We start from the raw sequence: 22,222 nt of genomic DNA on the forward strand, positions 1-22,222 counted from the left end.
TCTAAAAAATATTGGGGCAGCCAGGGGCAATCCAGGGAATGAATAGAAGTCAGAAGTTATTCGGTATGAGTGTGCTGGCGTTGGTGGTGAGTGGATGTGCGGTCACCAGCGATCCGATCGAGCGTAGCGTCAGCGAACAGCGCGCTCGAACCGACCTGCAGAACATGTACAAGGACCAGGAGCCGCTGAGCGGCCCACTGACCCTGCACCAGGCCATGGCCCGTGCGGTGAAGTACAACCTCGAAGGTCGCTTGAAGATCATGGAGGAAGCCCTGGCCAAGCGTCAGCTGGACCTGGCCAGTTTCGACATGCTGCCGCGCATGGCCCTGGACGCCGGGTACGTGGGCCGTAACAACGTCAGTGCCTCCAGCAGCCAGAGCGTGGAAACCGGTACCCAGTCCCTCGAACCGTCGACCTCCCAGGACCGTGACCGTGAGGTGGCCGACCTGACCATGGTCTGGAACGTGCTCGATTTCGGCGTGAGCTACATCAGTGCCAAGCAAGCCGGGGACCAGCGGCTGATCGTGCAGGAACGTCGGCGCAAGGTGATCAACACCATCGTCCAGGACGTGCGTTCGGCCTACTGGCGCGCCATGGCCGCCGAGCGCCTGCTCAAGCAGATCGACAGCCTGATGGTCCGGGTCGAGGCGGCACGTGACAACAGCCAGAGCATGAGCGAACAGCGCATCGGCGACCCGGTGCAAGCCCTGGGTTACCAGCGTTCGCTGATCCAGGCCACCCGCCAACTGGAAGAGCAACGCCGGGCGCTGTCCCTGGCCAAGACCGAACTGGCGACGCTGATCAACTTGCCCCTGGGCACCGAGCTGACCCTGGCGACCCAGGATGAATACACCATCCCGGAACTCAAGGTCGACCTGGCCCGTCTCGAACAGGAAGCCCTGGCCAGTCGTCCGGAATTGCGCGAGCAGGATTACCAGACCCGCATCACCGCTGCCGAAACCCGCAAGGCCATGTTACGCCTGCTGCCGGGGCTGGAGTTTTCCGCCGGCGGGCACTACGACAGCAACTCGTTTTTGGTGGAACAAGGCTGGGCCGACTATGGCGTGAAAGTCACCTGGAACCTGTTCAACGTGATCTCCGCCCCGGCGGCCATCGACGTGGCCAAGGCCGGTGAAGAAGTGGCGTCGGCGCGCCGCCAGGCGATGTCGATTGCCGTGCTGGCGCAGCTGTACGTGGCCAATGCCAACTATCGCGAAGCCCTGCGCCAGTTCAAGACCAGCCAGCAACTGTCGGACATCGATGGGCAGATTGTCGGTCAATTGCGTAGCCGTCACCAGGCTGCCGGCATTGGCGAGTTGGACCTGATCCAGGGTGAACTGAACACCTTGCAGGCCGACCTGCGTCGGGACTTGGCTTATGCCGACCTGCGCAACGCCTACGGGCAGATCTTTGCCAGCGCCGGCCTCGATCCACTGCCGAACGAAGTGCAATCGACCGAGGTCCAGTCGATTGCCACGGCGCTGGCCAACCGCGAAGCGGCCTGGGCCCAGGGTGATATCACGCTGCCGAAGCCTGCCACGGTGACTCAATAACCGGGCGCAGCCATGATGATGCGCCCGGCGTTTTCCCGGCTGCCGGTGGCGGTGAACCTGCCGTTGCTGTTGCACGCACTGGCGGCCATTGACGACGCACGTTGGCAGGGGCACTTCAACAGCGCCTATCACAGCGGCGACTGGAGCGGCGTGGCGCTGATATCGGCGGCCGATGCCGTTACCGAACTGTCGCCCGGGCACGGTCAGCCCGTGCATCGCGCGCCTTGGACAGCGGACAGTCGCTGGCAAGAGGCATTGCATGACTGGCCCCTGGAGATCGTCTCGGCCCGGCTGCTGCGGTTGGGCCCCGGTGGGCGCATCCACGAGCATCGCGACTATGATCTGGGCGGGCCGGATGCTGATCTGCGCCTGCACGTGCCGCTGCTCAGCCCACCTGACGTGGATTTTTTCCTGGATGGACACATTATTCCGATGACGGCCGGCGAGTGCTGGTTTCTCGACCTGGCGCGGCCCCATCGCGTTGTGAATCGAAGTGCTCATTCGCGGGTTCACCTGGTGCTCGATTGTCGCCCCGGGCCGTGGCTGGCCCAGCAGATTGCCGATGGGCTACCCACCACACCCGCCGCGGGCGTCGGGCCAAGCGACTTTGTCCGTTTTCAGCAGCGCGTGGGAACGGATCCTCATCTCGCGCGAACCTTGCAGAACTTGCATGAGCTGGACGCTTTTTTTGACTCTGCCCTGGCACTGGGGGCCGAACAAGGGCTTCACTTCACCCGGGAGGAATTGCGGGCTGCGATGCGCACCGGTCGCCAGCAGTGGAGAAACCAGTGGAAGACCTGAATCTGCACGGCTGGTTGCCGATCAGCGTATGGCAAGAGGCCGGGCAGTGGCGGGTCGATTGGTGCTGGTTCGGCGACATGCGACTGTCACAGCCGTTCTTTGGAGATGCGGTGGAAGACGCCCTGCGCCTGCCCTTCAACCAGGCGTTCCGCCGCCAGACACCTTTGGAGGTGCTCGGTCAGTGGCAACGACAAAGCCCGGGCCTGGCGCCCAATGCGTTCATTTTCCATGCCTCCCGTTGCGGCTCGACATTGATCAGCCAGATGCTTGCCCAATTGGACCATCACATCGTCATTTCGGAACCACCGCCCCTGGATACGCTGCTGCGCAGTGATTTGCCGTTGCCCGAGCGGTGCGTGGCGCTCAAGGGCTTGATGTCGGCCTATGGGCAGCGCCGCCGAGGCGTGGAGCAACGGCTGGTGGTCAAGCTCGACGCCTGGAACATCGGTGAACTGCCGTTGTTGCGTGAGTGCTTTCCCGACACGCCCTGGTTGTTCGTGTACCGCGACCCCTTGGAAATCTCGGTCTCCCACCTGCGCCGTCCCGGCATGCACATGGTGCCGGGGATGATCGGGGCGACGGTCCTGGATGATGGATTGCCGTTCGCCGGCCAGGAAGATTTCATCCCGCGCCGGGTGGGACGGTTATTGGCGACCGGCTTGGACCACTGCCAGGCATTGGCTGGGATGGCGGTCAACTACACCGAACTGCCTGAGGCGATGACGGGCAGGCTGGCGGCGTTTTTCGGCCTCGATGAAGGGCAGTACAAACAAGTGTTCGCAGCGGTCGGGCAACATGCCAAGCAGCCGGCGCAGGTGTTTGTTGGCGACAGCGAGGACAAGCGCCGGGAGGCTTCGGCGCTGTTGCGTGAGCGGGTCCTGCGCTGGGCGCAGGAGCCTTACGAGGCGTTGAAGTCACTCTCTCCGTAGCGGATTCAAACCCGCTTTTGTGGCGAGGGAGCTTGCTCCCGCTCGGTTGCGCAGCAACCGCAAAGTCGTGGGGCCGCTTCGCCCGAAGCGTCGGACCGGCCCAGCGGGAGCAAGCCCCCTCGCCACGGTGTGCTCAGCTCCAAGGGACTAGACTGCAGGAATAGCGCCCAGCCATTCATTCATGCCCAGGAGTCCCGCATGGAAACCCCGATCCATACACTTCCCGCCCTGTTCAAACAACTCGGCCTGCCTGACGACGCCGTCAGCATCGATCAATTCATTGCCAGCCATTCGCCGCTCAAACCCGACCTGCGGCTTGCCGATGCGTTTTTCTGGAGCGAGAGCCAGCGGCAGTTGCTACGCGACGAAATCCTCGAGGATGCGGACTGGGCCGTGGTGGTGGATCAACTCGACGTGCTGTTGCGCAAGGGCCGCAGTGAGTGATGCACGAACCTGTGGGAGCGGGCTTGCTCGCGAATGCGCCGTGTCAGGCAACATCAGCGTCAACTGACCCACCGCTTTCGCGAGCAAGCCCGCTCCCACAGAGATACACGATTATTCTTTATTGTTATTAACAAATAGCTTCTTATTCCTTAAGTAATATACCTCTCCTCCCTATACTCGTCCGGGAACAGACACGCAGGAGAGCACCCATGCGCAACGAATCGATTCGCTACCTGATTGTGCCGGGCTGGCAAGGATCGCCGGAAAATCATTGGCAAACCCACTGGCAGAACAGCCTGCCCAACAGCGCCCGGGTCGAGCAGGCCGACTGGGTCACGCCCCGGCGTGAGGACTGGGTCGCGGCGCTGGCCGAGGCCGTGGCCGCCGACAGCACGCCGGTGATCCTGATTGCCCATAGCCTGGGCTGCATCACGGTGGCCCATTGGGCCGCCACCGCACCGGTGCACTTCCTGCGGCAGGTGCGGGGGGCGTTGCTGGTGGCGCCGGCGGATGTCGAGCGGCCGGCCTGCGTCCCGGCGCTGCGCAACTTCGCGCCGATTCCCAATGATCTGCTGCCGTTCCCAAGCCAAGTGGTCAGCTCCGACAACGACGCCGCCGTGAGCGCCCCGCGCGCCTTGGAGCTGGCCCGCAACTGGGGTGCCGAGGCCGGGATCCTGTCAGGGGCGGGGCATATCAATGTGAAGTCTGGCCACCAGCGTTGGGAGCAGGGTTTCGCTTACCTCTACCGTCTGCAAAACCGCATGGAGCATCACGCCCTGCGTCGCGCCTGAATTTTTAGCGCCCCCCGTCTCCCGGCGGCCTGGGGCGGGAGCCTGCCATGAGTTTGCATGAAACCTTCGGTCAGCCCTTGCTGACCTTTCCCGATGCGGAGAAAAGCCCCCTGAGCATTCGCGCCAAGGCGCTGGTGTTCGTCGATCCTCGTTCACGGCAGTTGCGCCAGGAATTGGAGCAACTGGCGCCCCGGGCGATTTCAGTGCTGATACGCGGCGAAACCGGTAGCGGCAAGGAACTGCTGGCCCGGCATATCCATCGCGAAAGCGATCGCGGCGGATTGTTTGTATCGGTCAATTGCGGCGCCATCAGCCCGACCTACGCCGACGCCGAACTGTTCGGCTATGCCGCCGGTAGCTACAGTGGTTCGGCCAGCAGCCGGGCCGGCTGGTTTGGTTCGGCCAACGGCGGCACTCTTTACCTGGATGAAATCGGCGACTTGCCGCTGCCGATCCAGATCAAGCTGCTGGCGGCCCTGGAGAACCATGAAGTCACCCGTGTCGGCGCTCATCAGCCCAGTCCGGTGGATGTCCGCCTGGTCGCGGCCACCAGCATCGACTTGGCGCAAGCGGTGGCGGCCGGGAAATTCCACGAACGGCTCTACCACTATCTGGGCGAAGGCCGGCTCGAACTGCCGGCCCTGCGCGAACGGGTGGGCGATATCCTGTCCCTGGCCGAATACTTCCTGGGCATCTACAGCCAGCGACTCGGCCTGGCCGTGCCGCTGATCAGTGAAGCCGCGCAACATGCCCTCGAACAGCACAGTTGGCCGGGCAATACCCGCGAACTGGAAAACGTCATTCATTTCGCGTTGCTGGTGAGCACGGGGGAGGAGATTTTGCCGGAGCATTTGAATCTGCCGTCCCAACCATCGGCCCTGGAGCTGATCGATCAGCAAGTGGCGCAGGTCATTGCCCAGGGGTCGGACGCCGAGCGTACAGCCCTCAAGGCGCTGCTCAATCAATTGAGCCAAACGCTCTAGACCGGATACCCACCTGTGGCGAGGGAGCTTGCTCCCGCTCGGTTGCGCAGCGATCGCAAAAATCTAGGGTCCGCTACGCGGCCCAGCGGGAGCAAGCTCCCTCGCCACAAAAGCGTCGTCTTGTATATGAATAAAATGAATATGAACTTGAATAAAAGATATTGTTAAGGAATAAAAAATATCGGTATTGTCCGCATCACGCCAGCGATAGCACTTCACTGGCACACCCACATTTAGCCGTCGTCCATGACGACCGTGATTTTCGATAAGGACACTGCATGAAAAAGGTTCTGTTGTTCACCGCATTGGCGGCAGCCCTGGCCTCGGGCCTGGCCCAGGCCGCGGAGAAGCTGGTCGTGGCCGCCACGCCAGTACCCCACGCGGAAATCCTCGAGCTGATCAAGCCGGCCCTGGCTAAAGAAGGCGTGGATTTGCAGATCAAGGTTTTCACCGACTACGTCCAACCCAACGTACAAGTCGACCAGAAACGCCTGGACGCCAACTACTTCCAGACCTTGCCCTACCTCAAGAGCTTCAACGAAGGCAAAGGCACCCACCTGGTGACGGTCATCGGCGTGCACGTCGAACCGTTTGGCGGCTACTCGAAAAAGGTCAAGAGCCTGGCTGAGCTGAAGGACGGCGCAACCATCGCCATCCCTAACGAAGGCAGCAACAGCGGCCGTGCGCTGATCCTGCTGCAGAAGGCTGGCCTGATCACACTCAAGGATCCGAAAAACGCCCTGGCGACGCCGAAGGACATTGCCGAGAACCCTAAGAACTTCAAGTTCAAGGAACTGGAATCGGCCATGCTGCCGCGTGTGTTGGATCAGGTCGACCTGGACATGATCAACACCAATTACGCCTTGGAAGCAGGTCTTAACCCGGCCAAGGACGCCTTGGTGATCGAAGGTGCGGATTCGCCTTACGTGAACTTCCTGGTGGCCCGTCCGGACAACAAGGACAGCCCGGCCATCCAGAAACTGGCCAAGGCCCTGACCAGCCCTGAAGTGAAGGCGTTCATCGAGAAGAAATACAGCGGCGCGGTACTGCCGGCGTTCTGATTCGCGCGGTTAACCCTGTTACGGTTTCAAACGTCGACGGCTGATACAGCGTCGGCGTTTTTTATGCTCGAAAGATTGCTTGGGTCAGGGACCGGATTACCTGTGGCGAGGGAGCTTGCTCCCGCTCGGCTGCGCAGCAGTCGCAAAACCCGCTAATGCGATCTACGTGAAGGACTGCTGGGGGCCTGCTACGCAGGCCAGCGGGAGCAAGCTCCCTCGCCACAAGATCAAACGCGCAAATCAGGCCACCCTGGTCTTCAACGCCCGGCGCAACGCCACCAATAATTTCACTATTTCCTGCGGTTCCAGTCGTTGCGGCACTTTCACGTCAGCCATTTTTTTCTTCCTTGTAATGGTGAGGGGATGTCGAATAGATCCTCCCTGCGGCGCAAGGAAAATAGTCGTCTTTGTCCTAACCGGCAAATCCGGGAACAGTTCTGTGCTCGCTGAAGGCCTACGGTGGGAGCGAGCCTGCTCGCGATTCGGTTGATCAGGCGCCATTCAATCCGGCCAATGCCACGCCGGCTCATCCAACGCCCGCTGCCCGACAATCCCGGTCTGTCCAAGGTCTTTCTCCAGCACGATGCAATTGCACTGTTCATCCTGTTCCAGCGCGGCAATCAGGCGCGAGGCATGGGACACCACCCAGACCTGGCAATTGGCCGAGGCACGGATGATCAACCGCGCCAGGGCCGGCAACAGGTCGGGGTGCAGGCTGGTTTCCGGTTCGTTGAGCACCATCAGCGAGGGCGGTCTGGGCGTGAGCAGGGCGGCCACCAGCAACAGATAGCGCAAGGTCCCGTCCGACAGTTCGGCGGCGGACAGCGGTCGCAGCAGGCCGTGCTGCTGGAACGCGATGGCGAAACGTCCGCCTTGCAGCTTATCGATATGCAGTCGGGCGCCGGGGAACGCGTCACCGATGGCCGCATGCAAGGCCTCGACGTCACCGATTTCAAGAATGGTCTGCAGCGCGGCGGCCAGATCCCGCCCATCGTGATGCAGCACCGGCGTGCGGGTGCCCAGTTGTGGTTGGCGCACCGGGGCGTCGGCGTCGCTGCGAAAGTGATCGTAGAAGCGCCAGCGACGAATGAACTCGCGCATCTGCAGGACCTCCGGCGAAGCGCGCAGGCTGCCGACCTGGTCGAACAGGCTGTCGAAGGTGGGCGTGTGCTGGGTCAGTACATCCCATGAACGGCCTTCGCGGGCACGGATCATCGGCCCGTTGCGGTCCACCAGCAGGCTGGCCGGTCGAAACACCGGGCCGGCCCAGATGCATTCACGCTTGATTTCGGGGTCCAGGGAAAACGCTGAGCGACTGGGCTCCGGCAGGCCCAGGGCGATGGAGTAGCTGAAGTCTTCGCCGGCGAAGCCCAGGCGCAGGCGCTTGGTGCCCTGGCGCACAACCGCCTGGACCGGCACCTCACCGTTACGCATGCGGCGGCTGATTTCCTCCGGCCCGGCCCAGAAGGTCGAGTCCAGTCCGCCTTCCCGGGCCAGGGCGTTGACCACCCCGCCCTGGGCCGTTTCCGACAGCAGCCGAAGGGCGCGATACAGATTGGATTTGCCACTGCCGTTGGGCCCGGTGATCAGGTTCAGCCGGCCCAGGGGGATGACCAGTTTATTGATCGATCGATAGTTGGCCACCGCCAATGTCTTGAGCATGGGCAGACTCCTGCTGCGTGGGTTCGTAGGAGCTGTCGAGCGCAGCGAGGCTGCGATCTTTCCAAACCCCGTTGAGTCCCAAGTGAAAGATCAAAAGATCGCAGCCTCGCTTCGCTCGACAGCTCCTACAAGAGGCGATCAGTTTGCCTGATTTGCCGTACCCGTTGTATTCGTGGAACCCTGTTCTAAGCTCACAGTCGTATCGTCACTGGTACGTCCGTACAACGCAAAGGAGTCTGCATGGCTGGTCCCGGAATCAAATTGATTGTTGGCTTGGGCGTGTGTGCGTTGTTGGCGGGGTGTGGTGACAAGAAGCCCGAAGAAAAGGCCCTGCCACGGGTTTTCGTGCAGCAGGCCGTGCCCAGCGAATACGCGGCCTCGGTGACCCTGACCGGCGATGTCCAGGCGCGGGTGCAGGCCGACCTGTCGTTTCGCGTGGGTGGCAAGATCATCGAGCGCAAGGTGGATGTCGGCGACCGGGTCTCGGCCCGGCAAGTGCTGGCCCGGCTCGATCCCCGGGACCTGCAGACCAACGTCGACTCCGCCCAAGCCCAGGTGGCCGCCGAGCAGGCGCGGGTCAAGCAGAGTGCGGCGGCATTCGTGCGCCAACAGAAGCTCCTGCCCAAGGGCTATACCAGCCAGAGCGAATACGACGCGGCCCAGGCCCAACTGCGCAGCAGCCAGAGTGCGCTGACCGCTGCCCAGGCCCAACTGGCCAACGCTCGCGAACAACTGAGCTACACCGCGCTGATTGCCGAAGCGCCGGGCATCATCACCGCGCGCCAGGCGGAAGTCGGCCAAGTGGTGCAGGCCACGGAGCCGATCTTCAGCCTGGCCCGGGACGGCGAACGCGACGCGGTGTTCAACATCTACGAGTCACTGTTGAGCGAACCGCCGTCTGACCCTGCGATCACCATCAGCCTGTTGGATAACCCCACCATCAAGACCACCGGCACGGTGCGCGAGATCACCCCGGCGGTGTCCGCCCAGACCGGCACCGTGCAGGTCAAGGTGACCCTCGATGAATTGCCCGAAGGCATGCGCTTGGGGTCGGTGGTCAGCGCCACGGCCAAGTCCGCCGGCAAGACCGCCTTCGAGTTGCCTTGGTCGGCCCTGACCAAGAACCTCAGTGAGCCGGCCGTGTGGCTGGTGGACGGCGACGGCAAGGCGCAGTTGCAGACGGTGACGGTCGGCCGCTACCTGACCGGCAAGGTCATCATCAGTGCGGGCCTCAAGGGAGGAGAGAAAATCGTCACCGCCGGTGGGCAGTTGCTGCACCCCGGCGTACGCGTCGAGATCGCTGAAAACACTTATGAAAAATCCACGCCGGGAGCCCAGCCATGAAGCGTGTGTGGATGGTCGCGGCCGGCCTCTTGCTGGCGGCCTGCTCCAAGGAAGAAGCACCGCCCGAACCGGTACGCCCGGTGTTGTCCGTTGAAGTCCGGGCCCTCGACCAGCAGGCCCTCGGGCGTTTCGCCGGGAATATCCAGGCGCGTTACGAGAGCAACGTGGGTTTCCGCGTGCCCGGACGCATTGCCAGCCGCAACGTCGATGTTGGCGCCGAAGTGAAGAAGGGCGACCTGCTCGCCACGCTCGACCCCACCGACCAGCAGAACCAGCTCCGCGCCGCCCAGGGCGATCTGGCGCGGATCGAGGCGCAGTACATCAATGCCCAGGCCAATGCCCGTCGCCAGCAGCAATTGTTCGACCGTGGTGTCGGCGCCCAGGCGCAACTGGACGTCGCCCAGACTGACCTGAAAACCACCGGGGCGTCCCTCGAACAGGCCCGGGCTTCGGTGGAGCAGGCCCGCGACCAACTCAACTACAGCCAATTGCACACGGACCACGACGCCGTCGTCACCGCCTGGAACGCCGAAGCCGGGCAGGTGGTCACCGCCGGCCAGCAAGTGGTGACCCTGGCCCGCCCGGATATCAAGGAAGCAGTGATCGACCTGCCGGCCGGGCTGGTCGAGCGCTTGCCCACGGACGTGGTATTCGAGGTCGCCGCGCAATTGGACCCGAGCATCCACACCACCGCCATCGTCCGCGAGATCGAGCCCCAGGCCCAGAGCGCGACCCGCACCCGCCGCGCGCGCCTGACGCTGACCGACACACCGCCAGGTTTTCGCCTGGGCACGGCCATCAGCGTGACCCTGAGCTCGACCATCGAACCGCGCATCGAACTGCCGCTCAGCGCGCTGCAAGAAATCGACGGCAAGGCGCGCATCTGGCTGATCGACCCGCAAACGCAGACCGTCTCACCCCGTGAGGTACGGATTCTCGAGCGTTCGGCCAACTCGGTTCTGGTGGCCAACGGCATCAAGGCCGGCGATCGCGTGGTCAGTGCCGGCGTGCACAGTCTCCAGCCAGGACAGAAAGTGAAACTCGACGAGGACGCACGATGAAAGGGCCTTTCAACTTATCCGAATGGGCCCTGCGGCATCAGTCGTTCGTCTGGTACCTGATGTTCGTGGCGCTGTTGATGGGCGTGTTTTCGTACATGAACCTAGGTCGCGAGGAAGACCCGTCGTTCACCATCAAGACCATGATCATCCAGACCCGCTGGCCGGGCGCGACCCAGGAAGAAACTCTCAGGCAGGTCACCGACCGCATCGAGAAGAAACTCGAAGAGCTCGACTCCCTCGACTACGTCAAGAGCTACACCCGCCCGGGAGAGTCGACGGTGTTCGTGTACCTGCGCGATACCACCGGGGCCAAGGAAATCCCCGAGATCTGGTACCAGGTGCGCAAGAAGATCAACGACATTCGCGGCGACTTCCCCGAAGGCTTGCAAGGGCCTGGGTTCAATGATGAGTTCGGCGATGTCTACGGTTCGGTGTACGCCTTCACCGGCGACGGCCTGTCGATGCGCCAGTTGCGCGACTACGTGGAACAGGTGCGTGCCGAGATCCGCGAGGTACCGGGCCTGGGCAAGGTCGAGATGGTGGGCGAGCAGGACGAAGTGCTGTACCTGAACTTCTCCACGCGCAAACTCGCCGCCCTGGGCATCGACCAGCGCCAGGTGGTGCAGAGCCTGCAATCGCAGAATGCCGTGACCCCGGCCGGGGTGATCGATGCGGGACCGGAGCGGATTTCCGTACGTACGTCCGGGCAGTTCCAATCGGAAAAAGACCTGGCCAACGTCAACCTGCGACTCAATGACCGCTTCTATCGACTGGCCGACATCGCCGACATCCGTCGCGGCTATGTCGACCCCGCCACACCGATGTTCCGTTTCAACGGTACGCCGGCCATCGGCCTTGCCATCGCGATGAAGAAGGGTGGCAACATCCAGGACTTCGGCAAGGCGCTGCATGCGCGCATGAACGAGCTGACCGCCGACCTGCCGGTGGGCGTTGGCGTGCACACCGTGTCGGACCAGGCCGAAGTGGTGGAGGAGGCGGTCGGCGGCTTCACCAGTGCCCTGTTCGAGGCGGTGATCATCGTCCTGCTCGTCAGCTTCGTCAGCCTCGGCGTACGGGCCGGGCTGGTGGTGGCCTGTTCGATTCCGCTGGTGCTGGCGATGGTCTTCTTGTTCATGGAATACAGCGGCATCACCATGCAGCGGATTTCCCTCGGCGCGTTGATCATCGCCCTCGGCCTGCTGGTGGACGACGCGATGATCACCGTGGAAATGATGGTCACGCGCCTGGAAAAAGGCGACAGCAAGGATCAGGCCGCGACGTTCGCCTACACCTCGACGGCGTTTCCCATGCTCACCGGGACCCTGGTGACCGTGGCCGGTTTCGTGCCCATCGGCTTGAACGCCAGCTCCGCCGGTGAATACACCTTCACCCTGTTTGCGGTCATCGCCGTGGCGATGCTGGTGTCATGGGTCGTCGCGGTGCTGTTTGCCCCGGTGATCGGCGTGCATATCCTCAGCGCTGACGTGAAACCCCACAGCGCCGAGCCGGGGCGGATCGGCCGGGCATTCAACGGCGGCCTGTTGTGGGCGATGCGCAATCGCTGGTGGGCCATCGGCATCACCGTGCTGCTGTTCGTGCTGGCGGTGTTTTGCATGCGTTTTGTGCAGAACCAGTTCTTCCCGTCCTCGGACCGGCCAGAAATCCTGGTGGACCTCAACCTGCCGCAAAACGCTTCGATGGACGAGACCCGCAAAGCCGTCGACCGCCTGGAGGCGACCCTCAAGGGCGACCCGGACATTGAGCGCTGGAGCACCTACATCGGCGAAGGCGCGATTCGTTTCTACCTGCCGCTGGACCAGCAGTTGCAGAACCCGTACTACGCGCAATTGGTGATCGTCAGCAAAGGCCTGGAGTCGCGCACGGCGCTGACCGAGCGCCTGCAAAAGCGTCTGCGTGAGGAATTCGTCGGGATTGGCAGCTACGTCCAGGCCTTGGAAATGGGCCCGCCGGTGGGCCGGCCGATCCAGTATCGGGTCAGCGGCAAGGACATCGACCTGGTGCGCAAGCATGCGATCGAACTGGCCACCGAACTGGACAAGAACTCGCACATTGGCGAAATCATCTACGACTGGAACGAGCCGGGCAAAGTGCTGCGCATCGACATCGCCCAGGACAAGGCGCGGCAATTGGGCTTGTCGTCCGATGATGTGGCGAGGCTGATGAACAGCATTGTCAGCGGCTCGCCGGTGACCCAGGTCAACGATGATATTTACTTGATCAATGTGGTCGGCCGTGCCGAGGATGCCGAGCGCGGTTCGCCGGAAACCCTGCAGAACCTGCAGATCGTCACCCCGAGTGGCACCTCGATTCCGTTGCTGGCGTTTGCCACGGTGCGCTATGAACTGGAGCAACCGCTGGTGTGGCGTCGTGACCGCAAGCCGACCATCACCATCAAGGCCGCGGTGCGCGACGAGATCCAGCCCACCGACCTGGTCAAGCAGTTGCAACCGGACATCGACAAGTTCGCCGCCGGCCTGCCGGTGGGCTACAAGGTCGCCACGGGCGGTACGGTGGAAGAGAGCAGCAAGGCCCAGGGGCCGATCGCCAGCGTCGTGCCGCTGATGCTGTTTTTGATGGCGACTTTCCTGATGATCCAGTTGCACAGCGTGCAGAAACTGTTCCTGGTGGCGAGCGTCGCGCCCCTCGGATTGATCGGCGTGGTGCTGGCGCTAGTGCCGACGGGCACGCCCATGGGCTTCGTGGCGATCCTCGGGATTCTCGCGCTGATCGGCATCATTATCCGTAACTCGGTGATCCTGGTGACTCAGATCGATGAGTACGAGCGTGACGGCTACGAACCCTGGGACGCGGTGGTGGAGGCCACCGAACACCGCCGCCGGCCGATCCTGCTCACGGCCGCCGCGGCGAGCCTGGGGATGATCCCGATTGCCCGGGAAGTGTTCTGGGGGCCGATGGCCTACGCGATGATCGGCGGGATTATCATCGCCACGTTGCTGACGCTGCTGTTCCTGCCGGCGTTGTATGTGGCCTGGTACAAGATCCGCGAGCCGAAGCGTGATTGACGCGGCCGCCTTCGCTGCCCTTGTGGCGAGGGAGCTTGCTCCCGCTCGGCTGCGCAGCAGTCGTGAACCGGTGGACTCGGTCTGCCTGAAGTTACTCATTGTCTGGGTTTTGGGCTGCTTCGCAGCCCAGCGGGAGCAAGCTCCCTCGCCACAGGGATACGTCGCAAACTTGAACTCTGGGTTACTGGAACAGGCTTTGCACCTGCTCCAGCACCGCGTTGGCTGACATACCGCTATCGCGAGCAAGCTCGCTCCCACAGTGGTTCTCCGTTGCTCACAAAATATGTGTTCACTGAAGATCCCTGTGGGAGCGAGCCTGCTCGCGATGAGGCCAGCCCAGTCACCCTGGCCTTTACTTACTTGCGCAACAACCGCAACCCATTGAACACCACCAGCAAACTCACCCCCATGTCGGCAAACACCGCCATCCACATGGTGGCGAACCCGGCGAAGGTGACCCCGAGAAAGATCGCCTTGATCACCAAGGCCAAGGCAATGTTCTGTTTCAGAATGCTGGACGTCTGCCGCGACAGGCGAATGAAGGCCGGGATCTTGCGCAGGTCATCGTCCATCAAGGCGACGTCGGCGGTCTCGATGGCCGTGTCGGTGCCGGCCGCCGCCATGGCGAAACCGATTTCCGACCGGGCCAGGGCCGGGGCGTCGTTGATGCCGTCGCCGACCATGCCGACGCGGTGACCCTGGGCATACAGCGCTTCGATGGCTTGCAGCTTGTCTTCCGGCAACAGGTCGCCCCGCGCCTGGTCCATGCCCACTTGCGCGGCAATCGCTTCGGCGGTGTGGGCGTTGTCGCCGGTGAGCATCAGGGTCTTGATGCCCAGTTCATGCAGTTGCCGGATGGCCTCGCGGCTGGAATCCTTCACGGTGTCAGCCACGGCAAACAACGCCAAGGGGCCTGTAGCGTCGAGCAGCAGCACCACCGACTTGCCTTGTTTTTCCAGGGCGAAGAGTTTTTCTTCCAATTCGGGAGAGCACAGGCCGAGGTCTTCCACCAGGCGGTGGTTGCCCAAGTGATAGGTCCGGCCGTCGATGTCGCCGCGCACGCCGCGCCCGGCCAGCGCCGCGAAGTTATCCACAGCCTGCTGCACCACTTGCTTATCCACAGCCGCGTTGGCAATCGCCCGGGACACCGGGTGGTCGGAACGGGCGGCGAGGCTGGCGGCCAGGGCCGGGGCTGTGCTTTCCAGAGTAGGGTCCAAGGCTACATAGTCGGTTTGCACCGGTTTGCCGTGGGTGATCGTGCCGGTCTTGTCCAACGCCAGATAGTCGAGCTTGTAGCCGCTCTCCAAGTAAACGCCGCCCTTGACCAGGATGCCTTTGCGCGCCGCGGCGGCCAGGCCGCTGACGATGGTCACGGGGGTGGAAATCACCAGTGCGCAAGGGCAGGCGACTACCAGCAGCACCAGGGCCCGGTAGATCCAGTCGAACCACAAGGCGCCCATGAACAGCGGTGGAATGACTGCTACCGCCAGGGCCAGGGCAAACACCGCTGGGGTATAGATCGTCGAAAAGCGGTCGACGAAGCGCTGGGTCGGCGCCCGGGAGCCCTGTGCCTGTTCCACGGCGTGGATGATTCGCGCCAGGGTCGATTGATCGGCCGCCGCCGTCACCCGATATTCCAGTTCGCCAGCCTGGTTGATGGTGCCGGCGAACACCTTGTCACCGGCGATTTTTTCCACCGGCAGGCTTTCACCGGTAATCGGTGCCTGGTCGACGGTCGAGCGGCCGGTGATCACCTCACCGTCCAGGCCGACGCGCTCGCCGGGCCGCACCCGCACCCGCGCGCCGAGGGCAATGGCCTTGACCTCCTGGACATGCCAGGTGCCATCGGCCTGCTGCACGGTGGCCTGTTCCGGGGCCATCTGCATCAGGCCGCTGATGGCGTTGCGCGCCCGATCCAGGGATTTGGCTTCGATCAGTTCGGCCACGGTGAACAGGAACATCACCATCGCCGCTTCCGGCCATTGGCCAATCAGCACGGCGCCGGTCACGGCGATGCTCATCAGCGCGTTGATGTTCAGGTTGCGGTTCTTCAGGGCGATCCAGCCCTTCTTGTAGGTACCCAGGCCACCGCTGAGGATCGACACCAACGCCACCAGCGCGACCACCCAGTTTGGCGCGGCATTGGTGAAATGGATCACCTCGGCGCCCAGGGCCGTCACGCCGGACAGCGCCAACGGCCACCAAGGCTTGGCCGGGGCGGGCAGGTCGTGGCTTTGCGGTTTCTCGCCCGCAATCAGCGGGTCGGCCTGCATGCCTAAGGATTCGATGGCCTTGATGATCGGCGCGTCGCTGGGCAGATCGTGGGTTACGCCCAAGACGCGGTTGATCAGGTTGAACTCCAGTCGCTGCACGCCTTCGAGTTTGCCGAGCTTGTTCTGGATCAGCGTCTGTTCGGTGGGGCAGTCCATGGCTTCGATGCGGAAACTGCTCAGCCGCGCGCCGTCCGTCGGCGTTTTGCCGAGATCGACCACTGCCGGTGCCGCTTTCGAGGCGCAGCAGGAATGCCCGTGGTCATGGCCGTGGTCTGGTTTGTGGATGTGAAGGGAATCGCTCATCGGGTGACGTCCGTGAAAAGTGCCTGTTGCGCAGTAAAGACCCTGTAGCCACTATAGGGTCAAGCACCTATTTTGGGAGGCCGCACCATGAAGATCGGAGAACTGGCGAAAATCACCGACTGCCAGGTCGAAACCATCCGCTACTACGAACGCGAAGGCCTGTTGCCGGAACCGGCCCGCAGCGACGGCAATTACCGGGTCTACACCCAGGCCCATGCCGAACGGCTGACCTTCATCCGCAACTGCCGCACCTTGGACATGACCCTGGAAGAAATCCGCAGCCTTCTGGTGCTGCGCGACAGCCCCCAGGATCAATGTGAAAGCGTCAATGCGCTGATCGACGAACACATCCACCACGTCAAGGCCCGCATCGATGGCCTGCTGGCCTTGCAGGCGCAACTGATCGACCTGCGCCATCGCTGTGGCGAAGGGCCGGATCTGGATCAATGCGGGATCTTGCAGCGGTTGGAGGTGAGCGGGGCGGTGGCGCCGGAGGTGGAGCATTCACATGTGGGGCGTAGCCACGGGCATTGAGCCGATCTTGGAGCACATGCAGATCCAATGTGGGAGCGGGCTTGCTCGCGAATGCGGTGTGTCAGGCAAAGTAATGGTGTCTGACACACCGCATTCGCGAGCAAGCCCGCTCCCACAGGGCCGATGGGGTCCTTTCAGACCGCCATCGGCGCGGTCATCGGCGCGTGGTGCTGGTAGCCTTCGAGGGAGAAGTCGCTCGGCTCCACCAACTCCAGCCACTCAGGCTGGTACACGCCGGCCTTGGCAAACTCTGGCACGCGCTCGGAAATCACCAGCTTGGGCATTGGGAACGGCTCGCGGGTGAGCTGTTCGTTGAGCATGTCCAAGTGGTTTTCGTAGACGTGGGCGTCGCCGATGAAATAGGTGAACCAGCGCGGCGTGTAGCCGGTCAGGCGGCCGATCAGGCTCAGCAGCGCGGCGCCTTCGGTGAGGTTGAACGGCGTGCCCAGGCCCAGGTCGTTGGAGCGGATGTAGAGGGTCAGGGAAATTTCCCTGGTCTCGACATTCGGGTGGAACTGGTAGAGCAGATGGCACGGCGGCAGGGCCATTTCATCGAGCTGGGCGCAGTTCCAGCCGTGGAACAGGATGCGCCGGCTGCCCGGGTCCTTGATGATGGTGTCGACGCACTGGCGAACCTGGTCGATGGCCTTGTACAGCACCACGTAGGCCTGGCCGTTTTCTTCGCCCTCGGCGATCTGCCGGTAACCCTGGGCCAGCGTCTGCTCGATGGCCGCCGGGTTGCTTACCGGGATCTGCTTATAGGCCGGCCACTTGCGCCACTGCACGCCGTAGATCTCACCCAGGTCGTCTTCGCCCTGGCGGAACGGGTTGGCCAGCCACTGGGCGTTTTCGTTGGCGTTCTGGTCCCAGACCTTGCAGCCCAGGGCGCGAAACTCAGCGGCATTGTTCACACCACGGAGAAAACCGCACATCTCGCCGATGGCCGATTTGAAGGCCATCTTGCGGGTGGTGATAGCGGGAAAGCCTTCCTTCAAGTCATAGCGCAGCATGGCGCCGGGGAAGCTGATGGTGTTCACACCGGTGCGGTTGGCTTGCTTGGTGCCGTTCTTGATGACGTGGGCCACCAGATCGAGATATTGCTTCATGGGTTACCTGTGTCCTTGAACCCGGGGCCTGCGCCCCGGGGTTCGAATTTTAAACCTTGGCCGCCGCAGCCGGCGCGCGATGATAAGCCAGCCAGATCAGCGCCAGGCCACCGATGATCATCGGCAGGCACAGCACCTGGCCCATGGTCAGCCAGTTCCACGCCAGGTAGCCGAGCTGGGCATCCGGCACGCGGACGAATTCGACAATGAAACGGAAGATGCCATAGAACAGCGCGAACATGCCCGACACCGCCATGGTGGGGCGCGGCTTGCGCGAGAACAGCCAAAGGATCAGGAACAGTGCCACACCCTCGAGGGCGAACTGGTACAGCTGCGACGGGTGGCGCGGCAACTGCGCCGGGTCGCTGAACGGCGGGAAGATCATCGCCCAGGGCACGTCGGTCGGCTTGCCCCACAACTCGGCGTTGATGAAGTTGCCGATGCGCCCGGCACCCAGGCCGATCGGCACCATCGGCGCGACGAAGTCCATCAGCTCGAAAAACGACTTGTTGTTGCGCTTGCCGAACCACAGCGCCGCCAGCATCACACCAATGAACCCACCGTGGAACGACATGCCGCCTTTCCAGACTTCGAAGATCAGCGTCGGGTTGGCCAGGTAGGCACTCAGGTCGTAGAACAGCACGTAGCCCAGGCGTCCGCCGACGATCACGCCCATGGACAGCCAGAACACCAGGTCGGAGAGCTTTTCCTTGTTCCAGGTCGGGTCGAAGCGGTTGAGCCGGCGCGACGCCAGCCACCAGGCGCCGCCGATACCGATCAGGTACATCAGGCCGTACCAGTGGATTTTCAGCGGGCCGATGGCCAGGGCTACCGGATCGATCTGCGGGTAAGGCAGCATTGATATTCCTCGTAAACGTCAAAAAATACCCGGGCGACGCTGCCACCACGGGATTAAGCCAGGATTGCGTCAGAGCAGAAAACTCACCCCCACGCAGAATAGCAAGGCGGCGAACAAGCGCTTGAGCAAGCGTGGCGACAGGCGATGGGCCAGCCGCGCACCAAAGCGGGCAAAGACCATGCTGGTCAAGGCGATGCCCAGCAGCGCCGGCAAATACACAAAACCGAGACTATGGGCCGGCAGCAACGGATCGTGCCAGCCCAGAATCATGAAACTTAATGCACTGACCAGGGCGATCGGCAAGCCGCAGGCCGATGAGGTCGCCACCGCTTGTTGCATCGGCACGCTGCGCCAGGTCAGGAACGGCACGGTCAGCGAACCACCACCGATGCCGAAAATCGCCGAGGCCCAGCCGATCACCGTGCCAGCCACGGTCAGCCCGGCCTTGCCCGGTACGGTGCGGCTGGCCTTGGGCTTGAAGTCCAGGGCCAGTTGCACGGCAACGATCAAGGCGAACACGCCAATGATCTTTTGCAGGTGCGGGCCGGAAATCGCTTCGGCGGTGATCGCGCCGAAACCGGCACCGATCAGGATGCCGACGGTCATCCAGGCGAATACCGGCCAGCGCACCGCGCCTTTGCGCTGATGTTCGCGCACGGCATTGACCGAGGTAAAGATAATCGACGCCAGGGAGGTGCCGACGGCCAGGTGCGTCAACACCTGCGGGTCGAAGCCCTGCAGGGTGAAACTGAATACCAGCACCGGGACGATGATGATCCCGCCCCCTACGCCAAACAACCCGGCCAGTACGCCAGCGCAGGCGCCGAGTAGCAGATAGAGCACAAATTCCACCAGACTCTCCCCGCCGATCCCCGAAATAAGAGCGGCATGGTAACGGATCGAGGGGCTTGGGCTCTACTGAAGGCGATGGATGCCGGGGCGATGTGTGAGTAGAGTGGCTGGAAACACTCGGGTGTCTGCATCACGACACCGGATGGCGAACCGCTGTTGTGGCGAGGGAGCTTGCTCCCGCTGGAGTGCGAAGCACTCCCGAAAAAGCAGGGTGATAGGTCTGACAAGCCTGGCCCTTGGATTTGGGCTACTTCGTAGCCCAGCGGGAGCAAGCTCCCTCGCCACAAAAAGCGCTGCTCGGTTTTATTCCTATAACAGGACAACCTGATGTGCCTGATCGTATTTGCCTGGCGCCCTGGCCACGCCCAGCCGCTGGTCGTGGCGGCCAACCGCGACGAGTTCTACGCCCGGCCGACCTTGCCCCTGGCCCAATGGCCTGACGCGCCCCATGTCCATGCAGGGCGCGACCTCGAAGCCGGCGGTACTTGGCTCGGCATCGGCGCCGAGGGCCGTTTTGCCGCGCTGACCAACATCCGCGACCCAGGCCAATTGCCGGCCTTCAAGTCCCGCGGTGAACTGGTGGCGCGGTTCCTCACCGGGAATCTGTCGATTGCCGACTACCTGAGCGAAGTCGTGCCCCGTGCTGGCGAGTACGGTGGCTTCAACCTGCTGCTCGGCAATGGCGCCGAGCTCTGGCACTACAACGCCCGTGATACCCGGCCACAGCAGTTGGCCAAGGGCGTGTATGGCCTGTCGAACGCTGGGCTGAACACGCCATGGCCCAAGTTGCTCAAGGCCCGGTTGGCGCTGGAGGAGGTGCTGGACGATCCGCAACCCCAGGCCTTGTTGGCGTTGCTGAACGATCCACAACCCGCGCCGGTGGCTGAACTGCCCGACACCGGCGTCGGGCTGGCGACCGAGGCATTGTTGTCGAGTGTGTTCATCGCCAGCCCGGCCTACGGGACGCGGGCGAGTACGGCGCTGATTGTCCATGCCGATGGGACGCGGCAGATGGTCGAGCGCAGTTTCGGGCCCCATGGGGGGCATTTGGGGGAGGTGGCGCTACACACTTGAATGAGAGTCACTTGTGGCGAGGGAGCTTGCTCCCGCTGGTGGGCGAAGCCCGCCCAAAAAAGCCTTGGGGCTACTTCGTAGCCCAGCGGGAGCAAGCTCTCATCAAACAAAATCCATCCCCTTGTTCTCCAAAGCTTTTTAAGCCGCGACCAATCGAACACCCAGCTTTGTAGCCTTACGCTGTAAGGCTCTCAGCTGGCGATCACGGCTTTTGGCCTCGTATTCGTTCATATCCTGCGCCACGTAAGGTTGTCCCTTGGTCAGCATGGCGTAGATCAGGCGGGCCAGTTGGTGAGCCGTAGCCTTAATGGCGCAGGCCGTATCCATGCGAGCCAATCGGGCGCGGTGACTGGCACCGATAAAGCTTTTATCGGTGCGGGCGCTAGAGGCCGCCTGCTTCAACGCTTGTGCCGCCCGGTTAAATACCTTGGGGACATGACCGGGCAAGGGTTTTCCCCCCGATATTCGGGTTGAGGGCGCTACCCCCATCCAGGAGCTGAAATGTTGCTCAGTCGGAAAACGCGACAAATCAGGTCCGACTTCGCTCGCCAGAACCAAGGCGGATTCGATTCCGATGGTGGGAATCGCGGTCAGGTCCACGCCCATGATTCTCACAAGTGCCTGGTGCAAGCTGGCTTGTTCATCTGCCGAGCGATGCGGGCTACGCAGTGGCTTGGTGGGTTGCGTGGGCTCATGGTTCAGCACTGGAAGTCGATCAAGTGCCTGAGTGATGGTCCGATCACATTCGGCAATCTGCTTCTCAAGGAAATCATGAGCAGCCACCTCCTGAGCCAAAGCATGCAGATGCTCGACTCGCCAGTTACCGTGCAGGCTGCGGGCAATGGTTTGGTGATCGGCCTTGATACGGCCGTCTCGGAAGTTGGCCAAGACTTGAGGGTCACGCTCGCCATCGATGATGGCCTTGATGATTTTCATCCCTGTCACGCCAGCAATATTGCTGATGACATTGGCTAACTGAATGTTCATCTGCGTCAGGGCTTTTTGCATGCGGTTGATGGTCTTGGCTTGATCACGAACCTTCATGGCCCGCTGGCGAACCAATGATCGCATCGAGCAAATATCATCAGCGGGTCGGAAAGCACCTCTGAGTAAGCCATGGGTCATGAGTTGCCAGATCCACTGGCAATCCAGAACATCGGATTTACGTCCGCTTATCTGACGAGTTGCACGGGAATTGACCAGATACACCTCAAAGCCCCTTGAATCGAGAAGCTCGAACAGCGGTATCCAGTAAACGCCAGTGGCCTCCATCGCCACGACCTTGATTTTCAGCGATTCCAACCATTCGGCCAGGCTCACCAAATCCTCAGTGAAGGCCGGAAAACAGCGAACCGGCTTGTCGCTTTGATCGGGATTGACGCCAACCCAGTGCTCGCGGCTGCCGATATCGATACCGGCACAATGAGGGTGAATCACTTCAAATCGTTTCTGCTGCTTCTTGCGCGCCATGACAATTCCTCGCAGGATTGAATGGCGCGCGGGGAACACGGTGGCGAACGGATTCACTCTCTCATACGTGGTCACAGC

Annotated in this window: 18 protein-coding genes; 12 read left to right on the forward strand and 6 right to left on the reverse strand. The window is 62.4% G+C overall.

The window, feature by feature from the left end:
• The first annotated feature begins 38 nt into the window (after positions 1-38).
• The 7 genes from HU715_RS21645 (at position 39) to HU715_RS21675 (ending at position 6,562) form a co-directional block, all read left to right on the forward strand.
• Complete coding sequence (locus HU715_RS21645; RefSeq protein ID WP_122565140.1) at positions 39-1,553, forward strand: TolC family protein; 1,515 nt, start codon at positions 39-41, stop codon at positions 1,551-1,553.
• A 15-nt stretch (positions 1,554-1,568) separates the two neighbouring features.
• A complete protein-coding gene (locus HU715_RS21650) occupies positions 1,569-2,354 on the forward strand; it encodes an aspartyl/asparaginyl beta-hydroxylase domain-containing protein (RefSeq protein WP_186709508.1) in 786 nt (261 codons plus the stop codon).
• Positions 2,342-3,283 (forward strand): sulfotransferase family protein, encoded by a 942-nt coding sequence (locus tag HU715_RS21655; RefSeq protein ID WP_186709450.1) that lies wholly within the window; start codon positions 2,342-2,344, stop codon positions 3,281-3,283. Before HU715_RS21650 ends, HU715_RS21655 begins: the two co-directional genes overlap by 13 nt.
• Positions 3,284-3,481: 198 nt before the next feature.
• Positions 3,482-3,727 carry a DUF2789 domain-containing protein gene (locus HU715_RS21660; protein ID WP_186709449.1) on the forward strand — a complete coding sequence of 82 codons (246 nt, stop codon included), beginning with the start codon at positions 3,482-3,484 and terminating at the stop codon, positions 3,725-3,727.
• Positions 3,728-3,936: 209 nt separating this feature from the next.
• A complete protein-coding gene (locus HU715_RS21665) occupies positions 3,937-4,518 on the forward strand; it encodes an alpha/beta hydrolase (protein WP_186709448.1) in 582 nt (193 codons plus the stop codon).
• A 47-nt stretch (positions 4,519-4,565) separates the two neighbouring features.
• A complete protein-coding gene (locus tag HU715_RS21670) occupies positions 4,566-5,501 on the forward strand; it encodes a sigma 54-interacting transcriptional regulator (protein WP_186709447.1) in 936 nt (311 codons plus the stop codon).
• 278 nt (positions 5,502-5,779) lie between these two features.
• Complete coding sequence (locus tag HU715_RS21675; RefSeq protein ID WP_186709445.1) at positions 5,780-6,562, forward strand: MetQ/NlpA family ABC transporter substrate-binding protein; 783 nt, start codon at positions 5,780-5,782, stop codon at positions 6,560-6,562.
• Positions 6,563-7,063: 501 nt separating this feature from the next.
• Here HU715_RS21675 and HU715_RS21680 read toward each other — a convergent pair.
• On the reverse strand, positions 7,064-8,224 hold the full coding sequence (locus tag HU715_RS21680; protein ID WP_186709443.1) for an AAA family ATPase: 1,161 nt from the start codon (positions 8,222-8,224) through the stop codon (positions 7,064-7,066).
• A gap of 240 nt (positions 8,225-8,464) precedes the next feature.
• Between HU715_RS21680 and HU715_RS21685 the strand changes: the two genes are divergently transcribed.
• The 3 genes from HU715_RS21685 to HU715_RS21695 are packed head-to-tail and all read left to right on the forward strand — an operon-like array spanning position 8,465 to position 13,673.
• Positions 8,465-9,568: an efflux RND transporter periplasmic adaptor subunit gene (locus tag HU715_RS21685; protein WP_186709441.1), complete on the forward strand. Its 1,104-nt coding sequence runs from the start codon at positions 8,465-8,467 to the stop codon at positions 9,566-9,568.
• Positions 9,565-10,629 (forward strand): efflux RND transporter periplasmic adaptor subunit, encoded by a 1,065-nt coding sequence (locus tag HU715_RS21690; RefSeq protein WP_186709439.1) that lies wholly within the window; start codon positions 9,565-9,567, stop codon positions 10,627-10,629. Before HU715_RS21685 ends, HU715_RS21690 begins: the two co-directional genes overlap by 4 nt.
• Positions 10,626-13,673: an efflux RND transporter permease subunit gene (locus tag HU715_RS21695; RefSeq protein WP_186709437.1), complete on the forward strand. Its 3,048-nt coding sequence runs from the start codon at positions 10,626-10,628 to the stop codon at positions 13,671-13,673. The genes HU715_RS21690 and HU715_RS21695 overlap by 4 nt, the downstream gene beginning before the upstream one ends.
• 356 nt (positions 13,674-14,029) lie before the next feature.
• Here HU715_RS21695 and HU715_RS21700 read toward each other — a convergent pair whose 3' ends face one another.
• Positions 14,030-16,249 (reverse strand): heavy metal translocating P-type ATPase, encoded by a 2,220-nt coding sequence (locus HU715_RS21700; protein ID WP_186709435.1) that lies wholly within the window; start codon positions 16,247-16,249, stop codon positions 14,030-14,032.
• An 87-nt stretch (positions 16,250-16,336) separates the two neighbouring features.
• On the opposite strand from HU715_RS21700, the gene cadR reads away from it, so the two are divergent.
• Positions 16,337-16,783, forward strand: coding sequence for a Cd(II)/Pb(II)-responsive transcriptional regulator (cadR, locus tag HU715_RS21705; protein WP_186709433.1), 447 nt, complete (start codon positions 16,337-16,339; stop codon positions 16,781-16,783).
• Between the two features lie 134 nt (positions 16,784-16,917).
• Here the strand turns inward: cadR and HU715_RS21710 are convergent, their stop codons facing one another.
• The 3 genes from HU715_RS21710 to HU715_RS21720 all read right to left on the reverse strand — a co-directional run bounded on the left by HU715_RS21710 (position 16,918) and on the right by HU715_RS21720 (position 19,600).
• Positions 16,918-17,889 (reverse strand): thymidylate synthase, encoded by a 972-nt coding sequence (locus HU715_RS21710; RefSeq protein WP_186709432.1) that lies wholly within the window; start codon positions 17,887-17,889, stop codon positions 16,918-16,920.
• A 49-nt stretch (positions 17,890-17,938) separates the two neighbouring features.
• Positions 17,939-18,748, reverse strand: coding sequence for a prolipoprotein diacylglyceryl transferase (gene lgt / locus HU715_RS21715; protein ID WP_053117240.1), 810 nt, complete (start codon positions 18,746-18,748; stop codon positions 17,939-17,941).
• A gap of 69 nt (positions 18,749-18,817) precedes the next feature.
• Entirely contained in the window at positions 18,818-19,600 is a 783-nt protein-coding gene (locus HU715_RS21720; RefSeq protein ID WP_186709430.1) for a TSUP family transporter, read from the reverse strand.
• A gap of 327 nt (positions 19,601-19,927) precedes the next feature.
• On the opposite strand from HU715_RS21720, the gene HU715_RS21725 reads away from it, so the two are divergent.
• A complete protein-coding gene (locus HU715_RS21725; protein ID WP_186709428.1) occupies positions 19,928-20,674 on the forward strand; it encodes an NRDE family protein in 747 nt (248 codons plus the stop codon).
• 138 nt (positions 20,675-20,812) lie between these two features.
• Here HU715_RS21725 and HU715_RS21730 read toward each other — a convergent pair whose 3' ends face one another.
• Positions 20,813-22,144, reverse strand: a complete 1,332-nt coding sequence (locus tag HU715_RS21730) for an IS110 family RNA-guided transposase (RefSeq protein WP_217884307.1) — start codon at positions 22,142-22,144, stop codon at positions 20,813-20,815.
• Positions 22,145-22,222: the final 78 nt, after the last annotated feature.

Source organism: Pseudomonas zanjanensis (genome assembly GCF_014268745.2).
GTDB lineage: Bacteria > Pseudomonadota > Gammaproteobacteria > Pseudomonadales > Pseudomonadaceae > Aquipseudomonas > Aquipseudomonas zanjanensis.

Bases quoted from the DNA above. Each gene is read 5' to 3' on its own strand.
- HU715_RS21645 (WP_122565140.1), top strand. From the start codon at position 39: ATGAATAGAAGTCAGAAGTTATTCGGTATGAGTGTGCTGGCGTTGGTG.
- HU715_RS21650 (WP_186709508.1), top strand. From the start codon at position 1,569: ATGATGCGCCCGGCGTTTTCCCGGCTGCCGGTGGCGGTGAACCTGCCG.
- HU715_RS21660 (WP_186709449.1), top strand. From the start codon at position 3,482: ATGGAAACCCCGATCCATACACTTCCCGCCCTGTTCAAACAACTCGGC.
- HU715_RS21665 (WP_186709448.1), top strand. From the start codon at position 3,937: ATGCGCAACGAATCGATTCGCTACCTGATTGTGCCGGGCTGGCAAGGA.
- HU715_RS21670 (WP_186709447.1), top strand. From the start codon at position 4,566: ATGAGTTTGCATGAAACCTTCGGTCAGCCCTTGCTGACCTTTCCCGAT.
- HU715_RS21675 (WP_186709445.1), top strand. From the start codon at position 5,780: ATGAAAAAGGTTCTGTTGTTCACCGCATTGGCGGCAGCCCTGGCCTCG.
- HU715_RS21680 (WP_186709443.1), bottom strand. From the start codon at position 8,224: ATGCTCAAGACATTGGCGGTGGCCAACTATCGATCGATCAATAAACTG.
- HU715_RS21685 (WP_186709441.1), top strand. From the start codon at position 8,465: ATGGCTGGTCCCGGAATCAAATTGATTGTTGGCTTGGGCGTGTGTGCG.
- HU715_RS21690 (WP_186709439.1), top strand. From the start codon at position 9,565: ATGAAGCGTGTGTGGATGGTCGCGGCCGGCCTCTTGCTGGCGGCCTGC.
- HU715_RS21695 (WP_186709437.1), top strand. From the start codon at position 10,626: ATGAAAGGGCCTTTCAACTTATCCGAATGGGCCCTGCGGCATCAGTCG.
- HU715_RS21700 (WP_186709435.1), bottom strand. From the start codon at position 16,249: ATGAGCGATTCCCTTCACATCCACAAACCAGACCACGGCCATGACCAC.
- cadR (WP_186709433.1), top strand. From the start codon at position 16,337: ATGAAGATCGGAGAACTGGCGAAAATCACCGACTGCCAGGTCGAAACC.
- HU715_RS21710 (WP_186709432.1), bottom strand. From the start codon at position 17,889: ATGAAGCAATATCTCGATCTGGTGGCCCACGTCATCAAGAACGGCACC.
- lgt (WP_053117240.1), bottom strand. From the start codon at position 18,748: ATGCTGCCTTACCCGCAGATCGATCCGGTAGCCCTGGCCATCGGCCCG.
- HU715_RS21725 (WP_186709428.1), top strand. From the start codon at position 19,928: ATGTGCCTGATCGTATTTGCCTGGCGCCCTGGCCACGCCCAGCCGCTG.
- HU715_RS21730 (WP_217884307.1), bottom strand. From the start codon at position 22,144: ATGGCGCGCAAGAAGCAGCAGAAACGATTTGAAGTGATTCACCCTCAT.